The organism is Rahnella sp. P4_A8 (genome assembly GCF_056402435.1).
The window spans coordinates 20,543-43,152 of record NZ_JBFUHK010000036.1 but is presented as its reverse complement, the minus strand read 5'-3'; the positions used below and the strand labels follow the sequence as shown (position 1 = coordinate 43,152).

At 54.6% G+C, this 22,610-nt stretch carries 22 protein-coding genes; 9 read left to right on the top strand and 13 right to left on the bottom strand.

The genetic code is table 11. The annotated features are described in order from the left end of the window. Positions 1-388 precede the first annotated feature (388 nt). Positions 389-1,594 carry a pyridoxal phosphate-dependent aminotransferase gene (locus tag AC1DUO_RS16830; RefSeq protein WP_037035530.1) on the bottom strand — a complete coding sequence of 402 codons (1,206 nt, stop codon included), beginning with the start codon at positions 1,592-1,594 and terminating at the stop codon, positions 389-391. Between the two features lie 369 nt (positions 1,595-1,963). Here AC1DUO_RS16830 and nac point away from each other — a divergent pair, with 369 nt between their 5' ends. From nac to AC1DUO_RS16795, 7 genes are all read left to right on the top strand, one after another. Next, entirely contained in the window at positions 1,964-2,887 is a 924-nt protein-coding gene (gene nac / locus AC1DUO_RS16825; RefSeq protein WP_119261788.1) for a nitrogen assimilation transcriptional regulator NAC, read from the top strand. 139 nt (positions 2,888-3,026) lie between these two features. Further along, positions 3,027-3,467, top strand: a complete 441-nt coding sequence (locus tag AC1DUO_RS16820; RefSeq protein WP_119261789.1) for an acetyl-CoA carboxylase biotin carboxyl carrier protein — start codon at positions 3,027-3,029, stop codon at positions 3,465-3,467. After that, a complete protein-coding gene (locus AC1DUO_RS16815) occupies positions 3,464-4,246 on the top strand; it encodes a LamB/YcsF family protein (protein ID WP_112152198.1) in 783 nt (260 codons plus the stop codon). The genes AC1DUO_RS16820 and AC1DUO_RS16815 overlap by 4 nt, the downstream gene beginning before the upstream one ends. Positions 4,247-4,379: 133 nt before the next feature. Next, a complete protein-coding gene (locus AC1DUO_RS16810; RefSeq protein ID WP_013576018.1) occupies positions 4,380-5,129 on the top strand; it encodes an SDR family oxidoreductase in 750 nt (249 codons plus the stop codon). 50 nt (positions 5,130-5,179) lie between these two features. Continuing rightward, entirely contained in the window at positions 5,180-5,875 is a 696-nt protein-coding gene (locus AC1DUO_RS16805; RefSeq protein ID WP_013576019.1) for an amino acid ABC transporter permease, read from the top strand. A gap of 4 nt (positions 5,876-5,879) precedes the next feature. Beyond that, positions 5,880-6,629 (top strand): amino acid ABC transporter permease, encoded by a 750-nt coding sequence (locus tag AC1DUO_RS16800; RefSeq protein ID WP_119261790.1) that lies wholly within the window; start codon positions 5,880-5,882, stop codon positions 6,627-6,629. Positions 6,630-6,641: 12 nt separating this feature from the next. Then, on the top strand, positions 6,642-7,379 hold the full coding sequence (locus tag AC1DUO_RS16795; protein ID WP_013576021.1) for an amino acid ABC transporter ATP-binding protein: 738 nt from the start codon (positions 6,642-6,644) through the stop codon (positions 7,377-7,379). 109 nt (positions 7,380-7,488) lie between these two features. Here AC1DUO_RS16795 and AC1DUO_RS16790 read toward each other — a convergent pair whose 3' ends face one another. The 3 genes from AC1DUO_RS16790 to AC1DUO_RS16780 all read right to left on the bottom strand — a co-directional run bounded on the left by AC1DUO_RS16790 (position 7,489) and on the right by AC1DUO_RS16780 (position 9,149). Next, positions 7,489-7,842, bottom strand: a complete 354-nt coding sequence (locus AC1DUO_RS16790) for an MmcQ/YjbR family DNA-binding protein (RefSeq protein ID WP_112152197.1) — start codon at positions 7,840-7,842, stop codon at positions 7,489-7,491. Between the two features lie 237 nt (positions 7,843-8,079). Continuing rightward, positions 8,080-8,949, bottom strand: coding sequence for an NmrA/HSCARG family protein (locus AC1DUO_RS16785; protein WP_112152196.1), 870 nt, complete (start codon positions 8,947-8,949; stop codon positions 8,080-8,082). Positions 8,950-8,978: 29 nt separating this feature from the next. Next, positions 8,979-9,149, bottom strand: coding sequence for an NADPH:quinone reductase (locus AC1DUO_RS16780; protein ID WP_015690107.1), 171 nt, complete (start codon positions 9,147-9,149; stop codon positions 8,979-8,981). Positions 9,150-9,295: 146 nt separating this feature from the next. On the opposite strand from AC1DUO_RS16780, the gene AC1DUO_RS16775 reads away from it, so the two are divergent. Both AC1DUO_RS16775 and AC1DUO_RS16770 read left to right on the top strand, forming a co-directional pair. Next, positions 9,296-10,171 (top strand): LysR family transcriptional regulator, encoded by an 876-nt coding sequence (locus AC1DUO_RS16775; protein ID WP_013576025.1) that lies wholly within the window; start codon positions 9,296-9,298, stop codon positions 10,169-10,171. Positions 10,172-10,394: 223 nt separating this feature from the next. Next, positions 10,395-11,708 carry an NAD(P)/FAD-dependent oxidoreductase gene (locus AC1DUO_RS16770; RefSeq protein WP_015690109.1) on the top strand — a complete coding sequence of 438 codons (1,314 nt, stop codon included), beginning with the start codon at positions 10,395-10,397 and terminating at the stop codon, positions 11,706-11,708. A 36-nt stretch (positions 11,709-11,744) separates the two neighbouring features. Here AC1DUO_RS16770 and AC1DUO_RS16765 read toward each other — a convergent pair whose 3' ends face one another. From AC1DUO_RS16765 to AC1DUO_RS16725, 9 genes are all read right to left on the bottom strand, one after another. Then, a complete protein-coding gene (locus AC1DUO_RS16765; RefSeq protein WP_112152193.1) occupies positions 11,745-12,401 on the bottom strand; it encodes a methionine ABC transporter permease in 657 nt (218 codons plus the stop codon). Further along, on the bottom strand, positions 12,382-13,536 hold the full coding sequence (locus AC1DUO_RS16760) for a methionine ABC transporter ATP-binding protein (protein ID WP_112152192.1): 1,155 nt from the start codon (positions 13,534-13,536) through the stop codon (positions 12,382-12,384). The genes AC1DUO_RS16765 and AC1DUO_RS16760 overlap by 20 nt, the downstream gene beginning before the upstream one ends. An 11-nt stretch (positions 13,537-13,547) precedes the next feature. Then, positions 13,548-14,390 carry a MetQ/NlpA family ABC transporter substrate-binding protein gene (locus AC1DUO_RS16755; RefSeq protein ID WP_119261792.1) on the bottom strand — a complete coding sequence of 281 codons (843 nt, stop codon included), beginning with the start codon at positions 14,388-14,390 and terminating at the stop codon, positions 13,548-13,550. A gap of 250 nt (positions 14,391-14,640) precedes the next feature. Next, positions 14,641-16,947 (bottom strand): phosphatidylglycerol--membrane-oligosaccharide glycerophosphotransferase, encoded by a 2,307-nt coding sequence (opgB, locus tag AC1DUO_RS16750; RefSeq protein ID WP_013576030.1) that lies wholly within the window; start codon positions 16,945-16,947, stop codon positions 14,641-14,643. 419 nt (positions 16,948-17,366) lie between these two features. After that, the gene (locus AC1DUO_RS16745; RefSeq protein WP_015690111.1) at positions 17,367-18,083 is read right to left on the bottom strand and encodes an ABC transporter ATP-binding protein; all 717 of its coding nucleotides are present in this window, start codon (positions 18,081-18,083) and stop codon (positions 17,367-17,369) included. Next, on the bottom strand, positions 18,080-18,973 hold the full coding sequence (locus AC1DUO_RS16740; protein WP_013576032.1) for an ABC transporter ATP-binding protein: 894 nt from the start codon (positions 18,971-18,973) through the stop codon (positions 18,080-18,082). The genes AC1DUO_RS16745 and AC1DUO_RS16740 overlap by 4 nt, the downstream gene beginning before the upstream one ends. After that, positions 18,970-20,256: a high-affinity branched-chain amino acid ABC transporter permease LivM gene (gene livM, locus AC1DUO_RS16735; RefSeq protein WP_173362108.1), complete on the bottom strand. Its 1,287-nt coding sequence runs from the start codon at positions 20,254-20,256 to the stop codon at positions 18,970-18,972. Before livM ends, AC1DUO_RS16740 begins: the two co-directional genes overlap by 4 nt. Positions 20,257-20,269: 13 nt before the next feature. Continuing rightward, the gene (locus AC1DUO_RS16730; protein ID WP_013576034.1) at positions 20,270-21,184 is read right to left on the bottom strand and encodes an ABC transporter permease subunit; all 915 of its coding nucleotides are present in this window, start codon (positions 21,182-21,184) and stop codon (positions 20,270-20,272) included. Between the two features lie 189 nt (positions 21,185-21,373). After that, complete coding sequence (locus AC1DUO_RS16725; RefSeq protein WP_112152190.1) at positions 21,374-22,498, bottom strand: branched-chain amino acid ABC transporter substrate-binding protein; 1,125 nt, start codon at positions 22,496-22,498, stop codon at positions 21,374-21,376. Positions 22,499-22,610 lie beyond the last annotated feature (112 nt).

Genomic DNA, 22,610 nt, shown 5'->3' with positions numbered 1-22,610 from the left:
CCCGAACGTAGTGGCCTGCGGGTTAGCCAACAAACTGGCCCGAATAGCCTGGTCGGTGACAACCCATCGCACAGCTTTTATCCAATAAAAAGAGCCAACAGGGACGAACTGTTAGCTCTTAGGCATTACGCAGTGACTTTCTGGTTTTGCGACGACCGATTATTGATGACATGAACGGCACAGCGACCTGCGGATGAACCTGACATAAAAAATGGCTCTTTGAAGCCGTCCGCTTTTTAAGGTTCTGCAGGCGCGGACTTCATCATGGCGCGGGCAACGTAAGGTTGCCCATCAGACGCCGTATAGATTTAAGCAAGCCCATCATAAATCAAAATCAACGTTGCAAAAACGGGGGTGACCATAGATTTTTATGGTTCTGACTCAGACGTTATGACTTCAGCTCCGCACAAAACGCTGCTATCCGGTCGCAGCCGTCTTGCAAAACTTCCATGCTGGTCGCATACGAAATGCGGAAATACGGACTCATGCCGTAGGCCGCGCCCTGCACGGTGACGACGTGTTTTTCTTCGATCAGCGCCATCACGAAATCGGCATCGCTATTGATGTGACGCCCGCCTGCGGTGGTTTTCCCGATGCAGCCTTCAATGTTCACGAACAGATAGAACGCGCCCTGCGGTTTATGACAGCGCAGTTCATGCACGGACGTTAACCGCTCCAGCACGTAATCGCGGCGCTGGCGGTAGATTTCGGCGCGCTCTTTCAGTAAATCCTGCGGGCCGTTAAGCACCGCGACCGCCGCCGCCTGCGTGAGCGTGGTGACGCCGCCGCTGTTTTGCGTGTTCACGTTACTCATGGCTTTAATCAGATCTTGCGGACCGCCGCAAAAACCTAAACGCCAGCCGGTCATGGAATAGGCTTTCGACACGCCGTTGACCGTCAGCACGCGATCGAGCAAACGCGGTTCCACTTCGGCCAGCGTATAAAACGTCACGTCGTCATAAATCAGATGTTCGTAAATGTCATCGGTCAGGATCCACACGCCCGGATGGCGCAGCATCACCTCGCCCATCGCCTGCAATTCCTGGCGGGTTGCCACGGAACCGGTCGGATTGCTCGGGTAATTCAGCAGCAGCCACTTGGTTTTCGGCGTAATCGCCGCGTCGATGTCCTGCGGATACGGCTTGAAATTGTTCTCTTCCGGGCAGGCCACCGGCACCGGAATACCGCCCGCGAATTTGACGATATCCGCATAGCTAATCCACGACGGCGTCGGGATCACCACTTCATCGCCCGGATTAATCGTCGCCAGCATCGCGTTAAAAATAATTTGCTTCGCGCCGCCTGCGGTGAGGATCTGGCTCACGTCGTAATTCAGGTTGTTATCGCGCTGAAATTTACGCGCAATGGCCGCCCGCAGCGCAGGGGTTCCGTCGGTCGGCGGATAACGGGTATCACCGCCGAGCGCAGCGGCGTAGGCGGCTTCCGTGGCGTGAGGGGGCGTCGGAAAATCCGGTTCACCGGTAGAAAGCGCAATGACGTTCACGCCTGCGGCTGCGAGGTCACGGGCCTTTTGCGTCATGGCGACGGAGGCAGAAACAGAGACATTTTTTAAGCGATCGGCGATATCAGGCATGGTCCTGGGGTTCCATTGTTTTTATCGAACGTAAAAAGACGGACAGCGATGAGGCACTTCAGGGGAAAGAGTAATGAGGAACGGACCGCGCCGACCAATAGCGCTTTGTTGTGGTGACATAACACAAAACAATGGCTGAACGCGCAAATCAGGCAATTTGCACCGGCGCAGTGCAGGCGGGGATTTTCATTATTCGGGAGGCTGCGCAAAGGCAGAAAACATCCGGCTATACAGTGAATAAATCGGCGGGTAAATCAGAAGGAAAACCGGATATCGGACATAAATCAGCCTGTTAGTGCGTGTTGGCACTCATCTTGCTTCATACACATTACTTATAACACCACTTGTTTCCGTGATGAGGATGCCATCGTGAATCTCCGCCGCCTTAAATATTTTATCAAGATTGTCGATGTGGGTAGCCTCACTCAGGCCGCAGATATCCTGCACATTGCGCAGCCTGCGCTCAGCCAGCAACTCGCGACGCTGGAAGGCGAAGTGAATCAGCAACTGCTGATCCGCACCAAACGCGGCGTGACGCCGACCGAAGCGGGCAAGATTTTGTATATCCACGCGCAGGCCATTTTGCGCCAGTGCGATCAGGCCCAGAGCGCGATTGACGGCTCGGCGCTGGCGCTTTCGGGCAGCGTTTCTGTCGGGCTTGCGCCGGGCACCGCCGCACAGCAACTGGCATTGCCGCTGCTGGAAGAAGTCCACCGGCAATATCCGGGCATCGTATTGTATTTCAATGAAAACTTCGGCACCACGCTCAGCGAGCTGATCATGAATGGCCGGATGGACATGGCGGTGATTTACGGCAACCGGGAAATTCACGGATTACGGTTTATGCCGCTGATGAAAGAAGAGTTGTATTTCGTCTGCCCGCACGCGCTGAGCAAACCGCTGAAATCCGTCAGTCTGGCGCAGGTGGCAAAGTATGACCTGTTCCTGCCGCGCATTTACAACATCATGCGAAAAGTCATCGACGACGCGTTTATCCATGAAGCTGTGACGTACCGCGTGAAGTGCGAAATCGAATCGCAAACCACCCTCAATGCCGCGCTGGCGGCGGGTTTAGGCTGCACGATCATGCCGGAATCCGCCGCCCGCGCGATGCTCAAAGCCTCGGATTCGTGGATGGCGAAAATTGATAAACCGAATATTCAGGCGGCGCTGTCATTTTGTATGTCCGACCATCTGCCGCTGTCCCAGCCCGCCGAAGCGGTCAAAGCGATTTTGCTGTCGCTGATGGCCAGCCGCACGGTGGATAACCGGCCACTGACGCTGGTGGGGTAATAAGCGCACCTTATTACCGCAAAGCGAAATCCTCTTTCCTGACGTCGGCAGTGACACGATAGAGTGCTTTTACCGCCCGCAAAGCGGGTCGTTTGTCGTCGTTATTGCGCGGGGACACTCTCTCTTCGACGGGAAGGATATGGAAAAAAAAGCACCAGCACTCAGCGAGTTGCGAGATATCGCACGAAAGATGCGTAAGTCCGGCCTGAGCCAGATTGAACTCAGCGGAAACGGCTTTCGGGTCAGCATGAAATACGCGCCAGTCTCCCCCGCCATTTTGCCATGCCGCATGCCGGACGAAACGCCTGCGCTTCCCGCGCTGACCGCCCCCGACGCGGTGTGTGCACCTTTCCCCGGCATCGTGTTGTTACAGCATCCGCTCAACAAAATTCCGTTCACACAACCGGGTGAAAAAGTCGGGAAAGATGCGCTGCTCGGGCTGCTGAAAGTCGGCGTGATTTATCTGCCGCTGCGCAGCCCGGTGCAGGGCGTGGTGGAATCCCTGTCCGTGGAAGACGGTGACTGCGTGGAATACGGCGCGGAGATTTTCACTTTACGCCGCGAGGAGCTGGCCGCATGAAATACATCGATTTAAACGCCGATATCGGCGAAGGCTTTGGCGATTACACCATCGCCGACGACGCCGCGCTGATGCCGCTGATCACCTCCGCCAACGTGGCCTGCGGGTTTCACGCGGGGGATGCGGTGATTATGGCGAAAACCGTCGCGCTGGCGAAAAAGTATCAGGTAGATCTCGGCGCGCACGTCGGATTCCCTGATTTGTCCGGGTTTGGCCGCCGCCGGATGCACATCGAACCGGAGGTGATGGCGCATTACGTCACCTATCAGCTTGGCGCGCTTTCTGCTTTTGCGAAAGCGGCGGATTACCCGCTGACGCACATGAGTTTCCACGGTGCGCTGGGCAATATGGTGTCCGAAGACGCCCGGCTGGCGCGGGTGTTATTGCAGGCGGTGAAGAATTTCGATGCACAAATGATCATCAGCACGATGCCCGGCAACGCCGTCGAACGCATGGCGCGGGCGCTGGATTTGCCGGTGATTTGTACGTTTCTCGCCGACCGCGCCTATGAAAGCAACGGCCTGCTGGTCAGCCGGACGAAACCGGGCGCGGTTATTCATGACAAAGAGCAGGTACGCGCGCGCATCCGCCAGTTGCTGCGCGAAGGCACGGTGCAAAGCATCGACGGCGTGACGTTGCCGGTGGATGCGACATCGATTCTGGTTCACGGCGATACGCCGGAATCCCTCGAAATGGTGCATACGCTGCGGGAAATTATTACCGAAATGGACATCGCGCTGATGCCGCCAGCCCGGCAACGCCGCCTGATGGCAGGGTAAAACACGCTGTTATAAGCCCCTCTTATCGCCTCACACGGTTTATGTCTTATACCGTCTGAGAATTACTGGATACAGTCAGAAAACACCCACCGGCAGAACATGATGGAGCCGGCGGTTTAACAGGAGAGTCGCAATGCCATTTTCAGATTACAAAACCGCGCTGGTGACCGGCGCATCGGCCGGAATGGGTGAAGCCATTGTCGAACGCCTTTGTCAGGAAGGGATCACCGTTCATGCTGTCGCACGCCGCGCCGATCAGCTGGCCGCCCTCGCCGCCCGCACCGGTTGTATTCCGCATGCGCTCGACGTCAGCGACCTCGACGCGGTGACGCGCCTGTGCAGCGAGATCAGCGTGGATATTCTGGTGAACAACGCCGGGGTTTCCCGCCCCGGCTCTATCCTGAGCGCCGATGAAGAATCCGTGGATACGCAGGTGGATGTGAATCTGCGCGCCGTTTTGCATCTTTGCCGCCTGCTGGTGCCGGGCATGATGGAACGCGATCGCGGCCACGTCATCAACATCACCTCGATTGCCGCGATTTATAACTTCGGCGGCAACTCGATTTATCACGCCACCAAAGCCGGGGTTCACGCCCTGTCGCGCCAGCTACGCGTTGACTGCTACGGCAAGCGTGTGCGCATCACTGAAATCTGCCCGGGTCGCGTGGCGACTGACATTTTCGGCAATGTTTCCGGCGATCACGAAGAAGCCCGCCGCCGTTTCATTGACGGTTTTGAACTGCCCGAAGCCAAAGACATCGCCGATTGCGTGGCGTTTGCCGTTTCTGCGCCGATTGCCGTCAACATCGGCAACATCGAAATCACCCCGACGTTGCAGGTTCCCGGTGGCCTTTCCACCATGCGCCCCGGCGAAGGTCTGTGATCTTTTTCCTATAAACCCACAGTTCAACCATTCAGGAGGGTGAAAATACGATGACGCTCGATTTCAGCAAAGTCCTGACCGGTCAGTTCGGGCAGATGATCGTCGATGGCATGGTTGTCACCCTCAAGCTGGCGCTGGGGTCCTGGCTGCTCGCGATGTGTATTGCCCTGCTGCTGGTCGTCATCCGGCTGACGCACAAACGCGCCGCCGAATATTTCGTCCGCGCCTATGTGTCGTATCACCGCAATGTGCCGACGCTTATTCAGCTGATGATGTGGTATTTCGCCATTCCGACGCTGCTGCCGGAATCTGTGCAGATGTGGATTAACGATTTCAACGCCGAGTTTCTGTTCTCGATGTTTGCGCTCGGATTGTGTCAGGCGGCGTATTTCTCTGAAGACATCCGCAGCGGATTACGCGCTATTCCTGAAGGGCAAACCGAAGCATCACGCGCGCTGGGCATGAGTTACACCCGATCGCTGCGTTCGGTTATTTTACCGCAAGGCATCCGCAACGCGCTGCCTTCGCTGCTCAACCACACCGTTTTACTGTTCAAAAACACCAGTCTGGCTATGGTCATTGGCGTAGCTGAACTGACTTACGTGACCCGTGATATTGAAAACCAGACGTTCCGGACTTTCGAATCGTATCTGGTGGCCTCTGCCGGTTATCTGTTCTTCTCTCTGCTGCTGATGGGTGCTGGCGCGTTGCTGGCCCGCCGGTTCCAGCGGGCCTACGCGAGGTAATCACATGCTCGAGATGTTCACGATTTTGCACGACAACGGGATGCTGTTCCTGATGGGGCAATATCCGCAGGGACCGCTCGGCGGGATACTTTGTACGTTACTGATTTCCCTGCTGGCCGTTTTGTTTGCACTGCCGGTGGGTATTCTGCTCGGGCTGGCGCGTTTATCGCCTTTTCGCTGGCTGAGCTGGCCCGCTGCCTGCTGGGTCTACAGCTTACGCGGCATTCCGCTGTTGATGGTGGTGTTCTGGACGTATTTCTGCGTTCCGCTGTTAATCGGTCACAACATCAGCGGCTTCAGCACCATGCTGTGTACGCTGGTGATTTATGAAAGTGCGTATATCGCCGAGATCGTGCGCGGCGGCATTCAGGCGCTGCCGGGCGGCCAGTACGAAGCGGCGCGCGCTTTAGGGATGAGTTATTTCAAAACGCTGCGTCTGATTATTCTGCCGCAGGCGTTATACAACACGCTGCCAAGTCTGGTCAGCCAGCTGGTTTCTATCATTAAAGACAGCACGCTGGGTTACGTCATTAACGTGCCGGAGCTGACCTTTGCCGCTAATCAGGTGAATAACCAACTGCTGACCAAACCTTTTCAAGTCTTCGCGATTGTCGCGATTGGCTATTACATCATCTGTTTCAGCCTGACGTGGCTGGCCAATAAGCTTGAAGCCCGTATCACGCGCAAACGGCAGAACCGGATGCCGGAAGCGGAGAAAATGACGAAGGCTCCACTGCTGAAGACTCAATCATAATAAGGAACGACGATGCGACCAATGATCTTATTTAATCAGGTTAATAAATGGTATGGCGAATATCAGGCGCTGACCGACCTGAGTGCAGAAATTAGAAGCGGTGAAGTCGTGGTGGTTTGCGGACCGTCCGGCTCGGGCAAATCAACGCTGATCCGCACCGTGAACCGGCTGGAACCTATTGAAGAGGGCCAGATCCTGTTCGATGGCATGGATATTCATGGCACCAGCACCCGCCTGAATCAGTTGCGCACGCGTATCGGTTTTGTCTTCCAGAACTTTAATCTTTTCCCGCACGTTTCGGTGCTGGACAACATCATGATGTCGCCGGTAAAGGTGCTCGGCGTGAAACGTCAGGAAGCGCGCAAGCACGCGGGTGAACTGCTGGAACGTGTCGGATTATCACACAAAGCCAATGCCTATCCGGCACAGCTTTCCGGCGGGCAGCAGCAACGTGTTGCCATCGCCCGGGCATTAGCCATGAAACCGCCGGTGATGTTGTTTGATGAACCGACGTCGGCGCTTGATCCGGAAATGGTCGGTGAAGTCCTGAATGTGATGCGCAGTCTGGCACGTGAAGGTATGACCATGATGTGCGTCACACACGAAATGAATTTTGCCCGCGACGTAGCGGACACAATCTGGTTTATGGATCAGGGGAAAATTCTGGAAAAATCCAAACCGGAAAACTTCTTCAATCATCCGCAACACCCGCGTGCCAGGAAGTTTTTAAGTGACTTATTGCACCATTAATTATGCACGTGGCGTATTCCTTTGCAGCGCCTTGCCGCTCAGAGCTTATCCATCAAAGGGGGCTTAAGAAATAACGCCTGCATAGGTATCTCTGTCTTTGAATATATTATCAGCATGTCAGTTCATGACTGTCGGCAAGCAGCTCGTGTATTTCATCTGCCGACAGCGGTCCGGAAAGGATCACACTGACCCAGTGCTCTTTATTCATATGATAAGCAGGCAAAATGCCGTCTTTCTGACGTAATGAGCCGATGTGCTCCGGCCGGACCTTAACCTCAAGTATGTCGACTTTATCTTCCGTTTTCAGCCCCAGCTTGGTACCGGATACATTCATCACGAGACCAAACCATTTATCACCATTGTGATGACGAAGCACGGCATAATCCGGCAGGTTACGCCAGAGATATTCCGGCTCCGAATTATAGTGTTCCCGCGCGTACCTGAATAACGACTCTCTTTTCATAATCACTCCCGTATCGTCGGTTTATACCGTTCTGACCAGCCCGTTCCAGCGCCTGCGCGGGTATGCACAGAGTCGTATCCAGGGTGAAACCTGTGCGGATGAGGAACTGCCGAACCCAGTACATACCGTATCCTCCTGAGAAGATGCCTGCAAGGTAACAAGTGCCTGACTGGGTTACGTTTACCGGTTGTTCGGCGGCGTACTGCCTGACAGTAAACCGCCCCTTTGCCTCGCGGTTTAGCTCCCGGCAACAGACTCGCGAACGAAATCTTCATAAGTGCGCAGCGGGTGTCCAATGAGAGCCTGTAGCTGTTCTGCGGTTCCTTCAGCAGCTTGCATGCCGAACGTCTGAATACCAGCCATCATCAGGCTCATGTCATAAGCCAGCCAGTTGGGACCGTACGAGGCGAGTTGCCCTTCAAACGCGGTGACGTCATCTCCCCCGTAAGTAATCTCGCGACCCAGGGCTGAACTCCAGATCTTCGCCACGGACGCACCGGTCAGCGGTTGCGGCCCAATCAACTCCAGCGTGACAGGATCCAGCGCAGACGATGCCCTGTCGCGTCGCAGCAACTCAGCCACGGCGACATCCGCGATATCGCGCGCATCAATCATTGAGACGCCCGCCGAGCCGACAGGCATCGGGTACACCGCGTAGTTCTGAATCGTCTGTTGAACCATCAGGTCGTTTTGCATGAAATAAGCCGGACGCAGAATGGTGGCGGGGATGTCATGACTTTTGATCATGCGTTCAACCGTATGCTTGCCGGTAAAGTGCGGAACGTTGGTGAATTTATCAGCATGGATCACCGACAAATAAACGATACGCTCAATGCCCGCCTCGCGGGCGAGGTTCAGGGCGATCAGGGCCTGAGTAACCTCATCGGGCGTAACCGCATTCAGCAGAAACAGCGTTCGTACCGATGACAGCGCGGCACGCATCGACGCGACGTCGGTCAGGTCTGCAACGACTTCCGTAACCCCTGCCGGAAACTCGCGCTTACCCGCCTGGCGTACCAGGGCTTTGACCCCGGCGCCAGCGTCAGCCAGACCCTGAATGATAAGTGAACCAATGGTGCCCGTGGCACCGGTAACGAGAATGCTCATATTTAACTCCTGCAAGATAGTGATAATGGTTAACGTGAGAAATCCGCAACGACCTTACCGGTCCGTGAAACGGTACGATTACGTTCGATTGCGTTGGGAATATCAGCGAAGCCCACTACGCCGCCAATTCTGGACTGTAGCGTGCCGCTGGCGACGTCGTTGGCCAGCTTCCCGAGTAATACCGGATCGGGCTTATTCATAAACCAGAGACCCCAATCAGTACGGCGCGTTGTACGTTGTTCATTGCGGTTCCTCGTAGCAAGTTCTGATAACGAGACAATATTCCGTTGCAATTAAAAAACAAAGATCCTAAAACTTAGACACCTTGTCTCATAAATGGAACACCATGAACCTGAACGCGCTGTCTGATTTTATCCTCGTCGCCACAAATGAAGGGCTGGGGAAGGCAAGCCGCGCAAGCGGCATTTCCAAAGCCACGCTATCGCGACGCATCGCAGATCTTGAGGAGCAACTGGGTGTGAGGCTGATCGAGCGAAGCGCTCGCGGTTTGAAGCTCACCGAAGCCGGGGCGACGCTGATCTCCCGGACTGAAGGCCTGCTGAGTGAGGTGACCGAAGCCATGACGGCGGTCGGTGATGGTGTTTCGACGCCTCGCGGACGTTTGCGTGTTGCCGCTCCGGTGCTGTTTTCCCAGCTTGCGATGGGGCGCATTGGTGCCGAATTCTGTGCGGCCTACCCGGAAATTGAAATTGAAATCGTGGCGGAAGATCGCATGGTAGATCTGGTCGAGGAACAATTTGACGTCGCAATCCGCATCAACCCAAGCCCCGACAGCAATTTAGTCGGACGGTGTTTCGCCAAAGACAGGCTGGTTGTCGTGGCCGCACCTGAAATAATCAGGCCACTACCCGGCGCAATCAGGCCAGTGCCCGGCATCGTAACGTCGAGTTTCCAGCCTGCCCACTGGAGTCTCGATGGCGGGCAACTGGTCCTGGAGCCGATCCCAAAATTGCGCTTCTCTTCGTTACTGATGGTCCGCGATGCGGCAATCGCCGGCGGTGGGGCTGCCCTCATTCCGCAATCCATCGCATGGAACCAGCTTGCCCGCGGCGATTTAGTTCAGTGGGGCATCGTGTCGGGGGCAGAGCGGGAACTTTGGGTTTTGCATACTTCCAGGCGGCTTGCTGCGCCAAAAGTTCGCGCATTCGTCGATTTCCTGTGCGCCCGATACCCGGACATGTCTCTGGTTCTCAACGGATAGCGCTCTCAATTTTTTCTTTCGCGCAACAGGAGGATTTCATAGCCAACTTCCGGAGACAGGCGACCGGTCACCGGCAAAATTCTCAGGGGGTAGCAGACGACCAGATTCAGCCGCTATCTGTGCAGTATTCAGCTCACCTTCTTTTGATAGCATTAATCCGCATTAGACATCTATACGTCTATCCCTTAGGATCATTGCACCCGGGATAACCACCTGACAGACAATGAAAATTAAACATTTACCTCTTGATCAAAATATTAACGGCTGGGCGGCGCTGCGGGGTGATATTCCCCGCTATCCGGCTTTACGTGGAAAAGTCACGGCAGACTGGCTGGTGATTGGTGCAGGCTTTGCCGGGCTGGCATTTGCCCGTCGTATTGCCGAGCTTCGGCCACATGAGCATGTTGTGGTACTCGAGGCGCTCGACGTGGCCGATAACGCTTCGGCCCGTAATTCGGGTTTTGTGATTGATTTACCGCATACCGTCGGCAGCACATCGGCTGAGCTGGAACACGCCAATGCGTACCGGCGTCTTTTACAGTACGGGTTGCATCATCTGAAAGAGACCGTCGATCAGCATGATATTGCGTGTGACTGGCTGAATTCAGGCAAATACCATTGCGCCGTGAGTGCGCAGTTTGACGGTGAAATCGCGCATTATCAGCAGGAACTCACCACGCTCGGCGAAAGCTTTGAGCTGCTGGACAGAGCCGCACTCCGTCAGCGTTTGGGCACCGGTTTCTACCGCAGCGCGGTGTATACACCCAACTGTATTCTGGTGAATCCGGCGGCGCTGATCAGCGGGCTGGTGGCCACGTTGCCGGCAAACGTCACGGTTTATGCCAACTCACCTGCGTTGCAGATTGACACTCAGGGCACTATTCATGCAGAAACGCCGCACGGCGAAGTGCGTGCCGGTAAACTGATGCTGGCGATCAATGGTGCAGCACGCGGGTTACCGCTGTTCAAAGGCAACGTCTTCGCGATGTCGACGTTTGCAACACTGACTGAACCGCTGTCACCCGCACAACGTCAGCTGATCGGTGATATTGCGCCGTGGGGCTCGACGCCGGTGAATGCACTGGCGGGTGCGACGTTGCGCTATACCTCTGACCATCGCTTCCTGATCCGTGAGCACGTCAACTTTACGCCAGGTCTGGTGACCCGTGCGGTAGAAACCGGCAGTCATGCCCGCCGCCATCAGGCATTATTTGCCCGTATTTATCCGCAGTTACAGGACGTCAATATGGCGTACACCTGGTCGGGGCTGATCAGCATTACGCGCAACGGCGCGCCGGTATGGGGGAATATTGCGCCGAACGTGTATTCGTCAGCGGGATGTAATGGTTCCGGCAGTTCCAAGCAGAGTGCGTTCGGGCGGTTGCTGGCGGAACATGCGCTGGGAGAGGACAATCCGTTGCTGGCCGATATGCAGGGCATCGGACGCGCCAGTTATCTGCCGCCGCGCCCGTTCCTGGATGTCGGTGTGAAAGGATTTATGGCCCGTGAACGCTGGCGTTCACGCAGCGAGTTGTAGAGACTGAACATAGCCGGTCGCCGCATAACCGGCTTTTTAATGACGTTTATCGACGCGCGCCACGATACGATCGCCCAGCCACTGAATGCCGCAAACCATCACAATCAACACGACGATCACTTCTATCATCACCACCGTTTCGAAACGCTGATAACCGTAACGGATTGCCAGATCACCCAGTCCGCCTGCGCCGATAGCGCCCGCCATCGCCGATGCGCCAATCAGCGCCACCAGCGTGACCACAAATCCGGACAAAATACCGGGCAGCGCTTCCGGGATCAGCACGTCCCAGACAATACGCAGTTTACTGGCACCCATCGCGCGAACGGCGTCAGTCAGTCCGCGATCCACGTCGCGCAGCGAGACTTCTGCCACGCGGGCGAAATACGGCGTGGCGGTAATCGACAGCGGAACAATCGCCGCCCAGGTGCCGAGCGATGTGCCCACCAGAAAACGGGTTACCGGGATCAGCGCCACCAGCAAAATGATAAATGGCAGAGAACGGAAACCGTTGATCACCAGCCCGAGCGAGCGGTTAACCCAGCGATTTTCGGCAATGCCGCCAGGACTGCTCATCACCAGAATCAGGCCCAGCGGCAAACCCGCGATCAGCGAGAACAGGCCGGAAACTGCCGTCATCAGCAACGTTTCTTCGACGGCGTTAATCAGTAAATCAATCATTACCGGAGACATAACCTGTCAGCTCCACGGTGGCCTGGTGCTGTCGCAGCCAGTCTAAAACAACCTGCTCAGATGCCGTATCGTTTACCGGCACTGAGAAGAAGAAACGTACAACGGCATAATGCTGAATATGATCCACGCCGCCCTGGATCAGCCGGAATTTGCCCGGTAATGCCGTCGCCATTTGAGTGAGTATTTCGCCCTGCCGCCCCTGCTCCGCATACTGGACGCTGTAAATGGCCTCGCCCTGACGTACCGGCGACAACCGTTCAGCCAGCGCTTCCGGCAGTTGCGGCAATAATCCCTGTAACAGCGTACGGGTCAGCGCGGACTGCGGATGCGCAAACACCTGCCACACCGGCCCCTCTTCGATAATTTCACCGCCATTAATCACCGCCACGCGATGCGCGATTTTTTTAATCACCTCCATCTCATGGGTGATCAGCAAAATGGTGATGCCGAGTTTCTGATTGAGGGATTGCAGCAGCGCCAGAATCGAACGCGTGGTTTCAGGATCGAGCGCCGATGTCGCTTCATCGCAAAGTAGAAGTGCCGGACTGGCTGCCAGCGCACGGGCAATACCGACGCGCTGTTTCTGACCGCCGGACAACGCCGCCGGATAGTTCTTTGCCTTATCTTCCAGCCCGACCAACGCCAGCAGTTCGGCGACACGCGCCTGACGCCGTGCCTTGTTATATCCGGCGATTTTCAATGGCAGCGCGACATTCTGCTCAACCGTTTTGGCCGACAGCAAATTGAAATGCTGGAACACCATCCCCACGCGACTGCGCACTGACTGCAAGGCTTTCTCGCTCAGGCCGGTGATGGCATGGCCTTCGATTTCAATCACGCCGCTGTCCGGCTGTTCCAGTCCGTTCAGGCAGCGGATCAGGGTGGATTTCCCCGCACCGCTGCGGCCAATAATGCCCAGGATTTCGCCCCGCCGGACCGTCAGCGAGACATCTTTCAGCGCCTGAATTGTGCCAAACTGACGGCTTACATGGTCAAGGCGCACGACGTCATGCACCTCATCCTGATGCGTTTTCAGAGTGCCACCGGCAAACTGCCCGGCGTTAGCCGGGCGTGGAGGGGCTTTTTCTGAAGACGTCGCCGTGAACTGCGCACCGGTTTCAGAGATGATCGTCATGCTTTACATCCTTACCAGGCCGTCACGCCGGTGCCTTTATAGACCTTATCAAACACCTGTTTGACAGCCTCGTTCTGGTAAGAACTGACCAGCGTTTTCACCCACGGCGCATTCACATTTTCAGTTTTCACCGCGATGAAGTTGTTGTAAGGATTATTCTTTACCGGTTCCTGCGCGATACGATCCGCAGGCGTCAGGCCACTTTTCAGCGCCCAGTCGGTGTTCACAATCGCAGCATCCAGATCCGGCACGGAGCGGCCGATAATGCCGGAATCCAGCTCTTTAATGGTGACGTGGCGCGGGTTCTCAGTGATATCCGCCGTAGTGGCGAAAATACCGGCGCCCGGTTTGAGTTTGATCACGCCAGATTGCTGAAGCAGGATCAGCCCGCGCGCTTCGTTCGCCGGGTCATTCGGCACGCCAATCACCGCCCCTTCTTTCAGCTGGTCGGCAGATTTTACTTTTTTAGAGTACAACCCGATTGGCCACACAGCGGTATCACCCACGCGCACGATGTTGTAGTGATTCACTTTGATCTGGTTATCGAGGAAAGGCTGATGCTGGAAGGCATTGGCATCCACTTCGCCGTTTTGCAGTGCTTCATTTGGCTGGTTGTAATCGTTGAAAATCACCGGTTTTACCGTCAGACCTTTTGCTGCGGCCTGTCTGACCACTTCACGCCAGACATCTTCGTCTTCCCCGCTGATAATACCGACCTTAACCGTGGTTTTATCGGCGGCCTGTGCCGCACTCAGCGGCGCCAGCACGCTGCCGGAAATGATCACTGCCGAGGTTGCGGCCAGTAAAAAAGCACGGTGAATACGGGTCTTTGTTTTGTTGAATGTCTTGCGCATACGCTATCCCCAAAAGTGTGATGAGATGCCTGCTCCGGGCTGTGTTTCCGTGCAGGAATTTGGCGAGTATACCCATCGGGTTATTTCTTTATAATATTGTTTTAATGATAGTTATTCTTGAAATGAATAACCGAAATGGGATAGTAAAGCGATAAAAATGCTAAGTGTTTTTTCGATTGCCATTCCCCCAATTTGCTTCCAATAAAAAACCCGCCGGAGCGGGTTTTTAACATTTCGGGCAAACAGCGGATTAAGACTGCGGATCCACCGGCTGAACTTCAAGAGAAACCATGCCGATGCCCAGTTTACGAGGCTGGAAGCCGCCGCTGGTGCCTTCAGTGGGTTCGGTCGGTTCCGGCGGCGTGATGACGATACTTTGCTCCGCTCCCGGATTGGTGAACTGTACTTTCACGATACCGTCTTTATCGCCGAAGGTGACAAACTGCTCCTGATCTCCGACACGGACGGAAACCGGCTTATCGATGTTATTGCCGTAAGCCCGTGCGCGGATCACCACATCAAAGGTGGCGGGCAGCGGTTTAACGTAATCAATTTTCACCGACGGTGCCAGATTGGCATCTGACCAGCGTCCCCAGTTTTCAACGGCTGAAACACCGGTAATCGCTTTTACCTGCTCCGGCAATCCCGGCACCATAAAAGCGATGGCTTTCGACTGATAAGTGGTGGCGGAATCATCAATGTTCAGCGTCTTCAGGGTTTGCTGATAAATCGCATTGCTGCCCGAGGTGTCTTTCACGAAGTCCACTTTACCTTTGAAGGTATCACCGGTGATCTGCACGATCGTCGGCTTCGCCCCGAGGTTCCCCGATGCAACGCACAGGCCGGTATTGAGCGACAACTCTGGTGCCCAGACGCGTCCCATTTCGTAGCATTTATCAACCCAGACAAAGTTATCGCTGGTCGCCAGTCCGGCCAGTTGTTTTTTCAGCGGCGTGGACAGATAGACATCAAACATCGGCTCAATTTTGTCTGCCGTGACCTTCAGAATAAACGGCGTTTTGATGGTCATGCCGGAGAAGGTGAAAGTGCTGTCTTTGGTATTCACCGCATAGTCTTTGATGCTGTTCGGGAAGCCCCACTGTTTGATGACCGCCGGTTTCCAGGCATTCACTTTGTCATCAATATTGAGGAACTGCGCAGTCATCGATGTCGCAGAAACACCGCTGCGTCCAAGACCGATGTAGTTGTCGCCACCCATCATATCCAGTACGGTCGCGCCATTATCCAGGGTGCTGCGTTTCGCACCGTTCAGCTCCCCCGCCGGATGACGGCCGTCGAGTACGAAGAACAGGTCTTTACGGTTCTGTTTGGTCAGAATGTTGTAAGCCGTGTTGTTCATCGCCAGATGATCGGAAGACACCACAATGATGGTGTTATCGAAATAACCGGACTTTTTAATCTTATCGATAAATGCGGCAATCAGTTCCTGACTACAGGACACGGCGCTCAGTGACTGGTTGGCTTTACCGTTCACTTTATATTCCTTGCGGGTACAGCCGCGGGAAATAAAGCCGTCAGGATGATGCGTATCAACGGTCAGCGTGAACAGTGAGAACGGCTTACCTTCCTGACTCAGCGTCACGAATTTTTTGTACACCTCATCCAGCAAGGTGTCGTCATACCAGCCCCAGTCATTTTTATAGGACGGGTCCGCGACAGTCGGACGCAATTCGTTGTAACCATAAAGATGGTCGAAACCATGGGATTTCAGGAAGGTTCCTTTGCCTGCGAAAGCCAGTTCAGCGCCCTGATAGAAATAGTTGGTATAACCTGCACCTTTGAGCACATCGCCAAGACAGACGTTTTCAGGGTAGAAAGTCGCCAGTGCACTGGAGGCATTACCATCAAACGGCGCAAACAACGGGATCCCACACTGAGAAGCCACCATACCCGCGATGGTATAGCCAGTGCCCGGCAACTGTTTGGTGTTTGTGAAATCGGTACTCTGCGCTTTATGGCGGTTTAATTCGGTGGTCAGGCCGGGGAAGACTTTGTCATCAAAATACGTGCGTTCCAGACTCTCGCCGTAGATATAAACCAGGTTAGGCTTTTTCGCGCCTTTAATGGCTTTTTCGGGCACTTTGTAATAGGTACTAAAATCTGCACCGCTGCCTGAGATTTGCGTTTTGACCAGACGCGAGATGTTCTGGAATGCCTGTGTGGAACCGACAGAAAAGACCGCCAGCACCACGGCCAGCGCACTGTAGACCGCGCTGCTGTTTTTGGCACGACGCTGCTTCAGCCCCCACGCCAGCAAAGCGAATACGCTGACAAGCCCTGCCAGTAAACCGATAAATGGCAGGATATATTTATTGAGCCCCGCCCCTTTCAGGCTACTGGTGACGGTATATAACACCGCGTCCGTGATGCCTTCACCGGTGAAATAATTGCTGCCGATCAGGATGACGTTAAGAATGACGTAAAGCCCGAGGAAAAACAGCACCAGTGAAAACCAGACACGGCTGGCCGACGCCCGCGTGACGTAGAGAAAAATAGAAGAAAGAAATAATACGAAGGAAATTATCTCAGAAGCCATTTCAGCACCCTGTCTGATTTAAACAATAAACTCTACGACCCATTTCTGCTGTTTTACGAGCAGCGCCGACGGTTCAACTCATCGAGCGAATGACCCGTTTGTCATTCACTTACTTCATCCCTGAGACAGGAAAATTCATGCCAAAAACGGATAGCGCTATATAGCCTGTTGATCCTGGTGGGTCAACGCCTTAACACGGCTTCAGGCCACTGATGTGCCCAAAAAAACTGACGTTTTACAAATTCATGACAGCTAATTCCGCATGATACCTCAGAAAATTAACTTTCCGGTCACCTTTCTGTAAGAATTGCATGATAGCGGAATACTGTGGGCGAAATGTGGAGGCAGGTTGAAAATGCGGAAAAAAGTTGGCGGGAAGGCCCGCAATACGGGGTATCGCGGGCATTGAAGATGAAAAATCAGATTCCTCCGAGATAAGCTTTCCGCACCTCCTGATTATGTAAAAGTTCTTCGCCTGAACCGCTAAGCCGAATTTGTCCGTTGACCATCACATAACCCCGGTCAGAAAGCCTGAGCGCATGATGCGCATTTTGCTCCACCAGAAAGATAGTCATGCCGTTTTTTGCCAGTTCGCGCAAGGTCTGGAAAATCTGTTTAACGATAATAGGCGCCAGCCCAAGACTCGGTTCATCGAGCAGTAACAGCTTCGGGCGACTCATCAGCGCACGGGCAATCGCCAGCATTTGCTGTTCACCACCGGACATGGTCATCGCCCGTTGTTTACGGCGTTCCTTCAGGCGCGGGAATAACTCAAACATGGTGTGCAGATCTTCTGCCGCGTGTTTATTCCCGACGGGAATGGTGCCCATCAGCAGGTTTTCTTCCACGGTCATATCCGGAAAAACACGTCGCCCTTCCGGCGATTGCGCTATGCCAGCCGAAGCCACAAAGTGTGTCGATTTGCGGCTGATATCTTCCCCGCGAAACAGGATCTGCCCGCTCTGTATACGTGGCTGGCCGAATATTGACATCAGCAGCGTTGATTTCCCGGCACCGTTAGCACCAATCAACGCCACCGTTTCCCCCTCATGCACCTGCAAAGAGACCTGCTGTAATGCCTGAATCGCCCCGTAATACACATTCACATCACGAAATTCCAGCATCGCGTCGCTCATAAGCTGACCTCGTCGTCTTCATCAGCACCCAGATACGCGGCAATGACTTTCTCATCGTTCTGAATAGCCTGCGGTATTCCTTCGGCAATCACATCGCCGTGGTCGAGCACGATAATGTGGTCGGAAATGTCCATCACCATGCCCATATCATGTTCGATCAGCAGCACGGTGATGTCGTGATGATCGCGCAGGAAGCGGATAATTTTGCTCAGCGTACGTGTTTCAACCGGATTCAGACCGGCTGCCGGTTCGTCCAGGCAAATCATTTCCGGCGCGGTACACATCGCACGGGCGATTTCCAGCCGGCGCTGCTGACCGTAAGACATTTCCCCTGCCAGCCGGTTGGCACAATCCACCAGTTCCACCACTTCCAGCCAGTAAAATGCGCGGTCCAGTGCCTGATTTTCCGCACGGCGATAACCCGGCGTATTGAGCACACCGGCAATCAGGTTGCGGTTGGTTTGCATGTGCTGCGCCACCAGCAGATTTTCAACCACCGACATTTCACGAAACAGCCGGATATTCTGAAAGGTACGCGCCAGCCCGGCGCGGTTAACCAGGTGTGTACCGCCGAACATTTTGTAGAAAATGCGTTTGCCCAGTTGCGCCGGTTTTATCCAGTCATCAGGCTGAAATTTCTGCCCGAGCACCTGGATTACATTGGTCGTCCGGCGGCGCGTATTGAGCAAAATATTGCCGCCGGACGCTTTATAAAAACCTGTCAGGCAATTAAATACCGTGGTTTTTCCTGCGCCGTTCGGGCCGATCAGCGCGGTAATCGATCCGCGTTTCACCGCAAGATTCACATCGTTCAGCGCCTTAATGCCGCCGAAATGCATGCGCAAATGCTCGACACTCAGGATGTTGTTATCCGCTAACGCTTCGCTCATGGCGCGACTCCTTTACGCACGGCAAACCCGCTGCGGCTGATGCGGATCAACCCGCGTGGCCGCCAGATCATCATCACCACCATTAAAACGCCGAACAGCAATACGCGATATTCGGCAAAGCTGCGCAACAGTTCCGGCGCGACGGTCAGCACAAATGCCGCCAGCACCACGCCGATGGTTGAGCCCATACCGCCCAAAACCACAATAGCGAGAATCAGTGCAGATTCGAAAAAGGTGAAAGACGTCGGATTAACGAAGCCCTGATACGTGGCGAAAAACACGCCAGCAATTCCGGCCGTGGAAGCCCCGAGGGTAAAGGCAGACAGCTTGACCAGCACATGATTCAGCCCCATCGCGCGGCAGGCAATCTCATCCTCACGCAGCGCTTCCCACGCGCGGCCAATCGGCATGCGGGTCAGCCGGTGTTTGATAAACAACACCAGCAACACCACCAGAACCAGCACGGCATAGATGAAGATAAATTTCATATTCGGGTTATAGGTCAGATGGAAAAACTCGTGGAACGGCACGCCGCCCTCTTTCGCCCGCCGGCCAAATTCCAGCCCGAAAAAGGTGGGCGGAGGCGCGGAAACACCGTTCGGACCGCCGGTAAACGACAACCAGTTGGTCAGCACCAGCCGGATGATTTCACCGAAACCTAACGTCACGATCGCCAGATAGTCGCCGTGCATACGCAGCACCGGGAAACCCAGCAACGCACCCGCCAGCGCGGCCATCACCGCCGCCAGCGGCAGCATCGACCAGAAGCCGAGGCCGAGATACTGATACCCCAGCGCCAGCCCGTAAGCCCCGATGGCGTAAAACGCCACATACCCCAGATCGAGCAAACCGGCCAGTCCGACCACGATATTCAGCCCGAGGCCGAGCAACACATAAATCAGTCCCAGAATGGCGACCGTCAGAATGTATTTGGTGGCGACGAACGGGAAGAAAATGGCCAGCACAATCAGCAGCGGAATAACCCAGCGCAGATGACTTTTATAATCCGGCGACCGGACATAGACGCCCGCGCTGTCGGATTCGAAACGCGCACGCATTTTCTGCCCGGCTGTGGTTTCTAAAAATGCACTGAGCAGGAAGCGGCCCGTCATCACCGCAGCAATGATCCAGACCAGCCTCTGGCTATGAAAGTTAAAACTGTAACCATCGAGCACCACGCCGACCACCGGCCCGAAAATAATCAGCGCCACCAGCCCGGCAAAAATGGCATCCAGCAGACAGCGTTTAAATGAAAATCCGCTGTTCACAGCAGTTTGTGACATCATTTTATTTCCCTCACACTTTCGTCACGACCGGACGGCCCAGCAGGCCCTGAGGGCGGAAAATGAGGATCACCACCAGCAATCCAAAGGAGAACACATCTTTGTAATCAGAATTCACCATGCCCGAGAACTGCGCTTCGGCAATCCCCAGGATCAGCCCGCCCAGCATCGCGCCGGGTAATGAACCAATGCCGCCGAGCACCGCCGCAGTAAAAGCTTTGATGCCGATGATGAAACCGGCGTAGAAATCAAACGTGCCGTAGTTCATGGTCACCAGAACCCCGGCCAGTCCGGCCATCGCTGCGCCAATCATGAAGACCAGCGAGATAATGCGGTCAGTGTTAATACCCAAAATGGAAGCCATTTTTCTGTCCTGCTGCACCGCACGACACATACGACCAAGTTTGGTATTACTGATAATCCACGATAAAACCAGCATGCCAGCCAGCGACGCCACCAGAATGAAAATTTTGGTGTAGGTCATCTGGACAAAACTTTCGCCGATATGAAAACGGAATGCGCCATCCAGCATGGTCGGAATGCCCTGCTGTCGCGGCCCCTGACTGATTTGCGCGTAATTTTGTAAGATAAGTGACATGCCGATAGCAGAAATCAGCGGTGCAAGACGGGTCGAATTACGCAGCGGCTTATAGGCAATGCGTTCAATCGCCCAGCCATACACGCCGGTGACCACGATGGTGAACACCAGCGTGCCCAGTATCAGTAGCGGAAAAGAGTGAAGCCCGAAGAAGGAAAGCAGCGCCAGCGCGATGGCACAGAGGTAAGCCGAAATCATATACACTTCGCCGTGCGCAAAGTTGATCATGCCGATAATGCCGTAAACCATGGTGTAGCCGATGGCAATGAGACCGTAGACAGCACCGAGCGTAATGCCATTAAACAGTTGTTGCAGGAAGAATGAATCCATAAATACGCAGTCTCTTTTTGTGACCGCGCCTGGCTAAGGGCGCATTCATTAAAGCTAATAAAGCGTTATCGTTGCAGCCAGTTTGGACCCGGCCAGCGCACAAGAGCCGGAGCGTACATTAAGTACGTGAGCCAGTTCTTTCATAAAGAGTGAGCACTGCCCGGGTTCAAAATGGCAAATAAGAGTGCTTTATTCCTTAACTTCCTGATATTTGCCTTTGTCGTCCCATTTATAAACCACGTAATCAGAGACTTTCAGGTCGCCTTTACTGTCCCAGGCTTTTTTGCCCATGACAGTATCGACGCTGTTGGCTTTAAGCCAGGCGCTGGCTTTGGCGGAATCGCTGCCGCCGGTGGCTTTGAAGGCGGCGGCGATCGCCTGCACGGAGGCGTAGGAATAGAGGGTGTAGCCTTCCGGCTCGAACTTGCTGGCGCGGAATTTATCGATAACGACTTTGCCTTCCGGGATCAGACGCGGGTCTTTGCCGAAGGTCATCAGAATCCCGTTGGTATATTGCGGGCCGCCTGCGGCTGTGACCATTTCTTCGTTGACGATACAGTCGCCGGAGAAGAACGTGGCCTGCACGCCCTGCTCACGCATCTGGCGTACCAGCGGACCGGCTTCAGGATGGCAACCGCCGAAGAACACCACGTCCGGTTTCTGCGCACTGATTTTGGTGACCAGCGCGTTGAAGTCTTTTTCGCCGCGCGATAAGCCTTCATACATCACTTCTTTCACGCCACGCTTGTTAAGCGCCGCTTTGGTGGCATCCGCCAGCCCCTGCCCGTAGGTGTCTTTGTCGTGGATGATGACCACTTTTTTGGCTTTCAGCTTGTCGATGATGTAATCACTGGCAACCTGCCCCTGCTGGTCGTCACGTCCGCACATGCGGAACATATCACTCATGCCGCGTTCGGTGATTTGCGGGTTAGTGGATCCCGGCGTGATGGCGATAATTCCGGCATCGTTGTACACCTCAGATGCGGGCATGGTAGAAGATGAACAAAAATGCCCGACCACCGCCTGCACTTTATCCTGATCAACAAGACGGTTAGCGACTGCAACGGCCTGTTTCGGTTCGCAGGCATCATCGCCCTGCACCAGTTTGATTTTCTCGCCGTTGATTCCGCCAGCGGCATTAATGTCTTCAGCGGCCTGGGTGGCACCATGCCAGTACTGATCGCCATAGGTGGCATTCGGGCCGGTGAACGGGCCAGCGACGCCAATCACGATATCCGCACGCGCGGTAAACGCAGTGACCAGACAGCCTGCCAGCAACAAAGAAAGAGGACTTTTAATAAATTTCATCGACATCATCATGATCCTTAGGACAGAGTTTATGCAAAACGGGTTATGGAAAACGCATGTAGCAAAAACACCAACACGAAGTCGTAATCAGAAAATCTGAAATTTAACGCTTAAGCCT

Excerpts from the sequence above, each read along its gene's own strand:
- AC1DUO_RS16830 (WP_037035530.1), bottom strand. The coding sequence starts at position 1,594 with ATGCCTGATATCGCCGATCGCTTAAAAAATGTCTCTGTTTCTGCCTCC.
- AC1DUO_RS16820 (WP_119261789.1), top strand. The coding sequence starts at position 3,027 with ATGGAAAAAAAAGCACCAGCACTCAGCGAGTTGCGAGATATCGCACGA.
- AC1DUO_RS16815 (WP_112152198.1), top strand. The coding sequence starts at position 3,464 with ATGAAATACATCGATTTAAACGCCGATATCGGCGAAGGCTTTGGCGAT.
- AC1DUO_RS16810 (WP_013576018.1), top strand. The coding sequence starts at position 4,380 with ATGCCATTTTCAGATTACAAAACCGCGCTGGTGACCGGCGCATCGGCC.
- AC1DUO_RS16805 (WP_013576019.1), top strand. The coding sequence starts at position 5,180 with ATGACGCTCGATTTCAGCAAAGTCCTGACCGGTCAGTTCGGGCAGATG.
- AC1DUO_RS16800 (WP_119261790.1), top strand. The coding sequence starts at position 5,880 with ATGCTCGAGATGTTCACGATTTTGCACGACAACGGGATGCTGTTCCTG.
- AC1DUO_RS16795 (WP_013576021.1), top strand. The coding sequence starts at position 6,642 with ATGCGACCAATGATCTTATTTAATCAGGTTAATAAATGGTATGGCGAA.
- AC1DUO_RS16790 (WP_112152197.1), bottom strand. The coding sequence starts at position 7,842 with ATGAAAAGAGAGTCGTTATTCAGGTACGCGCGGGAACACTATAATTCG.
- AC1DUO_RS16785 (WP_112152196.1), bottom strand. The coding sequence starts at position 8,949 with ATGAGCATTCTCGTTACCGGTGCCACGGGCACCATTGGTTCACTTATC.
- AC1DUO_RS16780 (WP_015690107.1), bottom strand. The coding sequence starts at position 9,149 with ATGAATAAGCCCGATCCGGTATTACTCGGGAAGCTGGCCAACGACGTC.
- AC1DUO_RS16775 (WP_013576025.1), top strand. The coding sequence starts at position 9,296 with ATGAACCTGAACGCGCTGTCTGATTTTATCCTCGTCGCCACAAATGAA.
- AC1DUO_RS16770 (WP_015690109.1), top strand. The coding sequence starts at position 10,395 with ATGAAAATTAAACATTTACCTCTTGATCAAAATATTAACGGCTGGGCG.
- AC1DUO_RS16765 (WP_112152193.1), bottom strand. The coding sequence starts at position 12,401 with ATGTCTCCGGTAATGATTGATTTACTGATTAACGCCGTCGAAGAAACG.
- AC1DUO_RS16760 (WP_112152192.1), bottom strand. The coding sequence starts at position 13,536 with ATGACGATCATCTCTGAAACCGGTGCGCAGTTCACGGCGACGTCTTCA.
- AC1DUO_RS16755 (WP_119261792.1), bottom strand. The coding sequence starts at position 14,390 with ATGCGCAAGACATTCAACAAAACAAAGACCCGTATTCACCGTGCTTTT.
- opgB (WP_013576030.1), bottom strand. The coding sequence starts at position 16,947 with ATGGCTTCTGAGATAATTTCCTTCGTATTATTTCTTTCTTCTATTTTT.
- AC1DUO_RS16745 (WP_015690111.1), bottom strand. The coding sequence starts at position 18,083 with ATGAGCGACGCGATGCTGGAATTTCGTGATGTGAATGTGTATTACGGG.
- AC1DUO_RS16740 (WP_013576032.1), bottom strand. The coding sequence starts at position 18,973 with ATGAGCGAAGCGTTAGCGGATAACAACATCCTGAGTGTCGAGCATTTG.
- livM (WP_173362108.1), bottom strand. The coding sequence starts at position 20,256 with ATGTCACAAACTGCTGTGAACAGCGGATTTTCATTTAAACGCTGTCTG.
- AC1DUO_RS16730 (WP_013576034.1), bottom strand. The coding sequence starts at position 21,184 with ATGGATTCATTCTTCCTGCAACAACTGTTTAATGGCATTACGCTCGGT.
- AC1DUO_RS16725 (WP_112152190.1), bottom strand. The coding sequence starts at position 22,498 with ATGTCGATGAAATTTATTAAAAGTCCTCTTTCTTTGTTGCTGGCAGGC.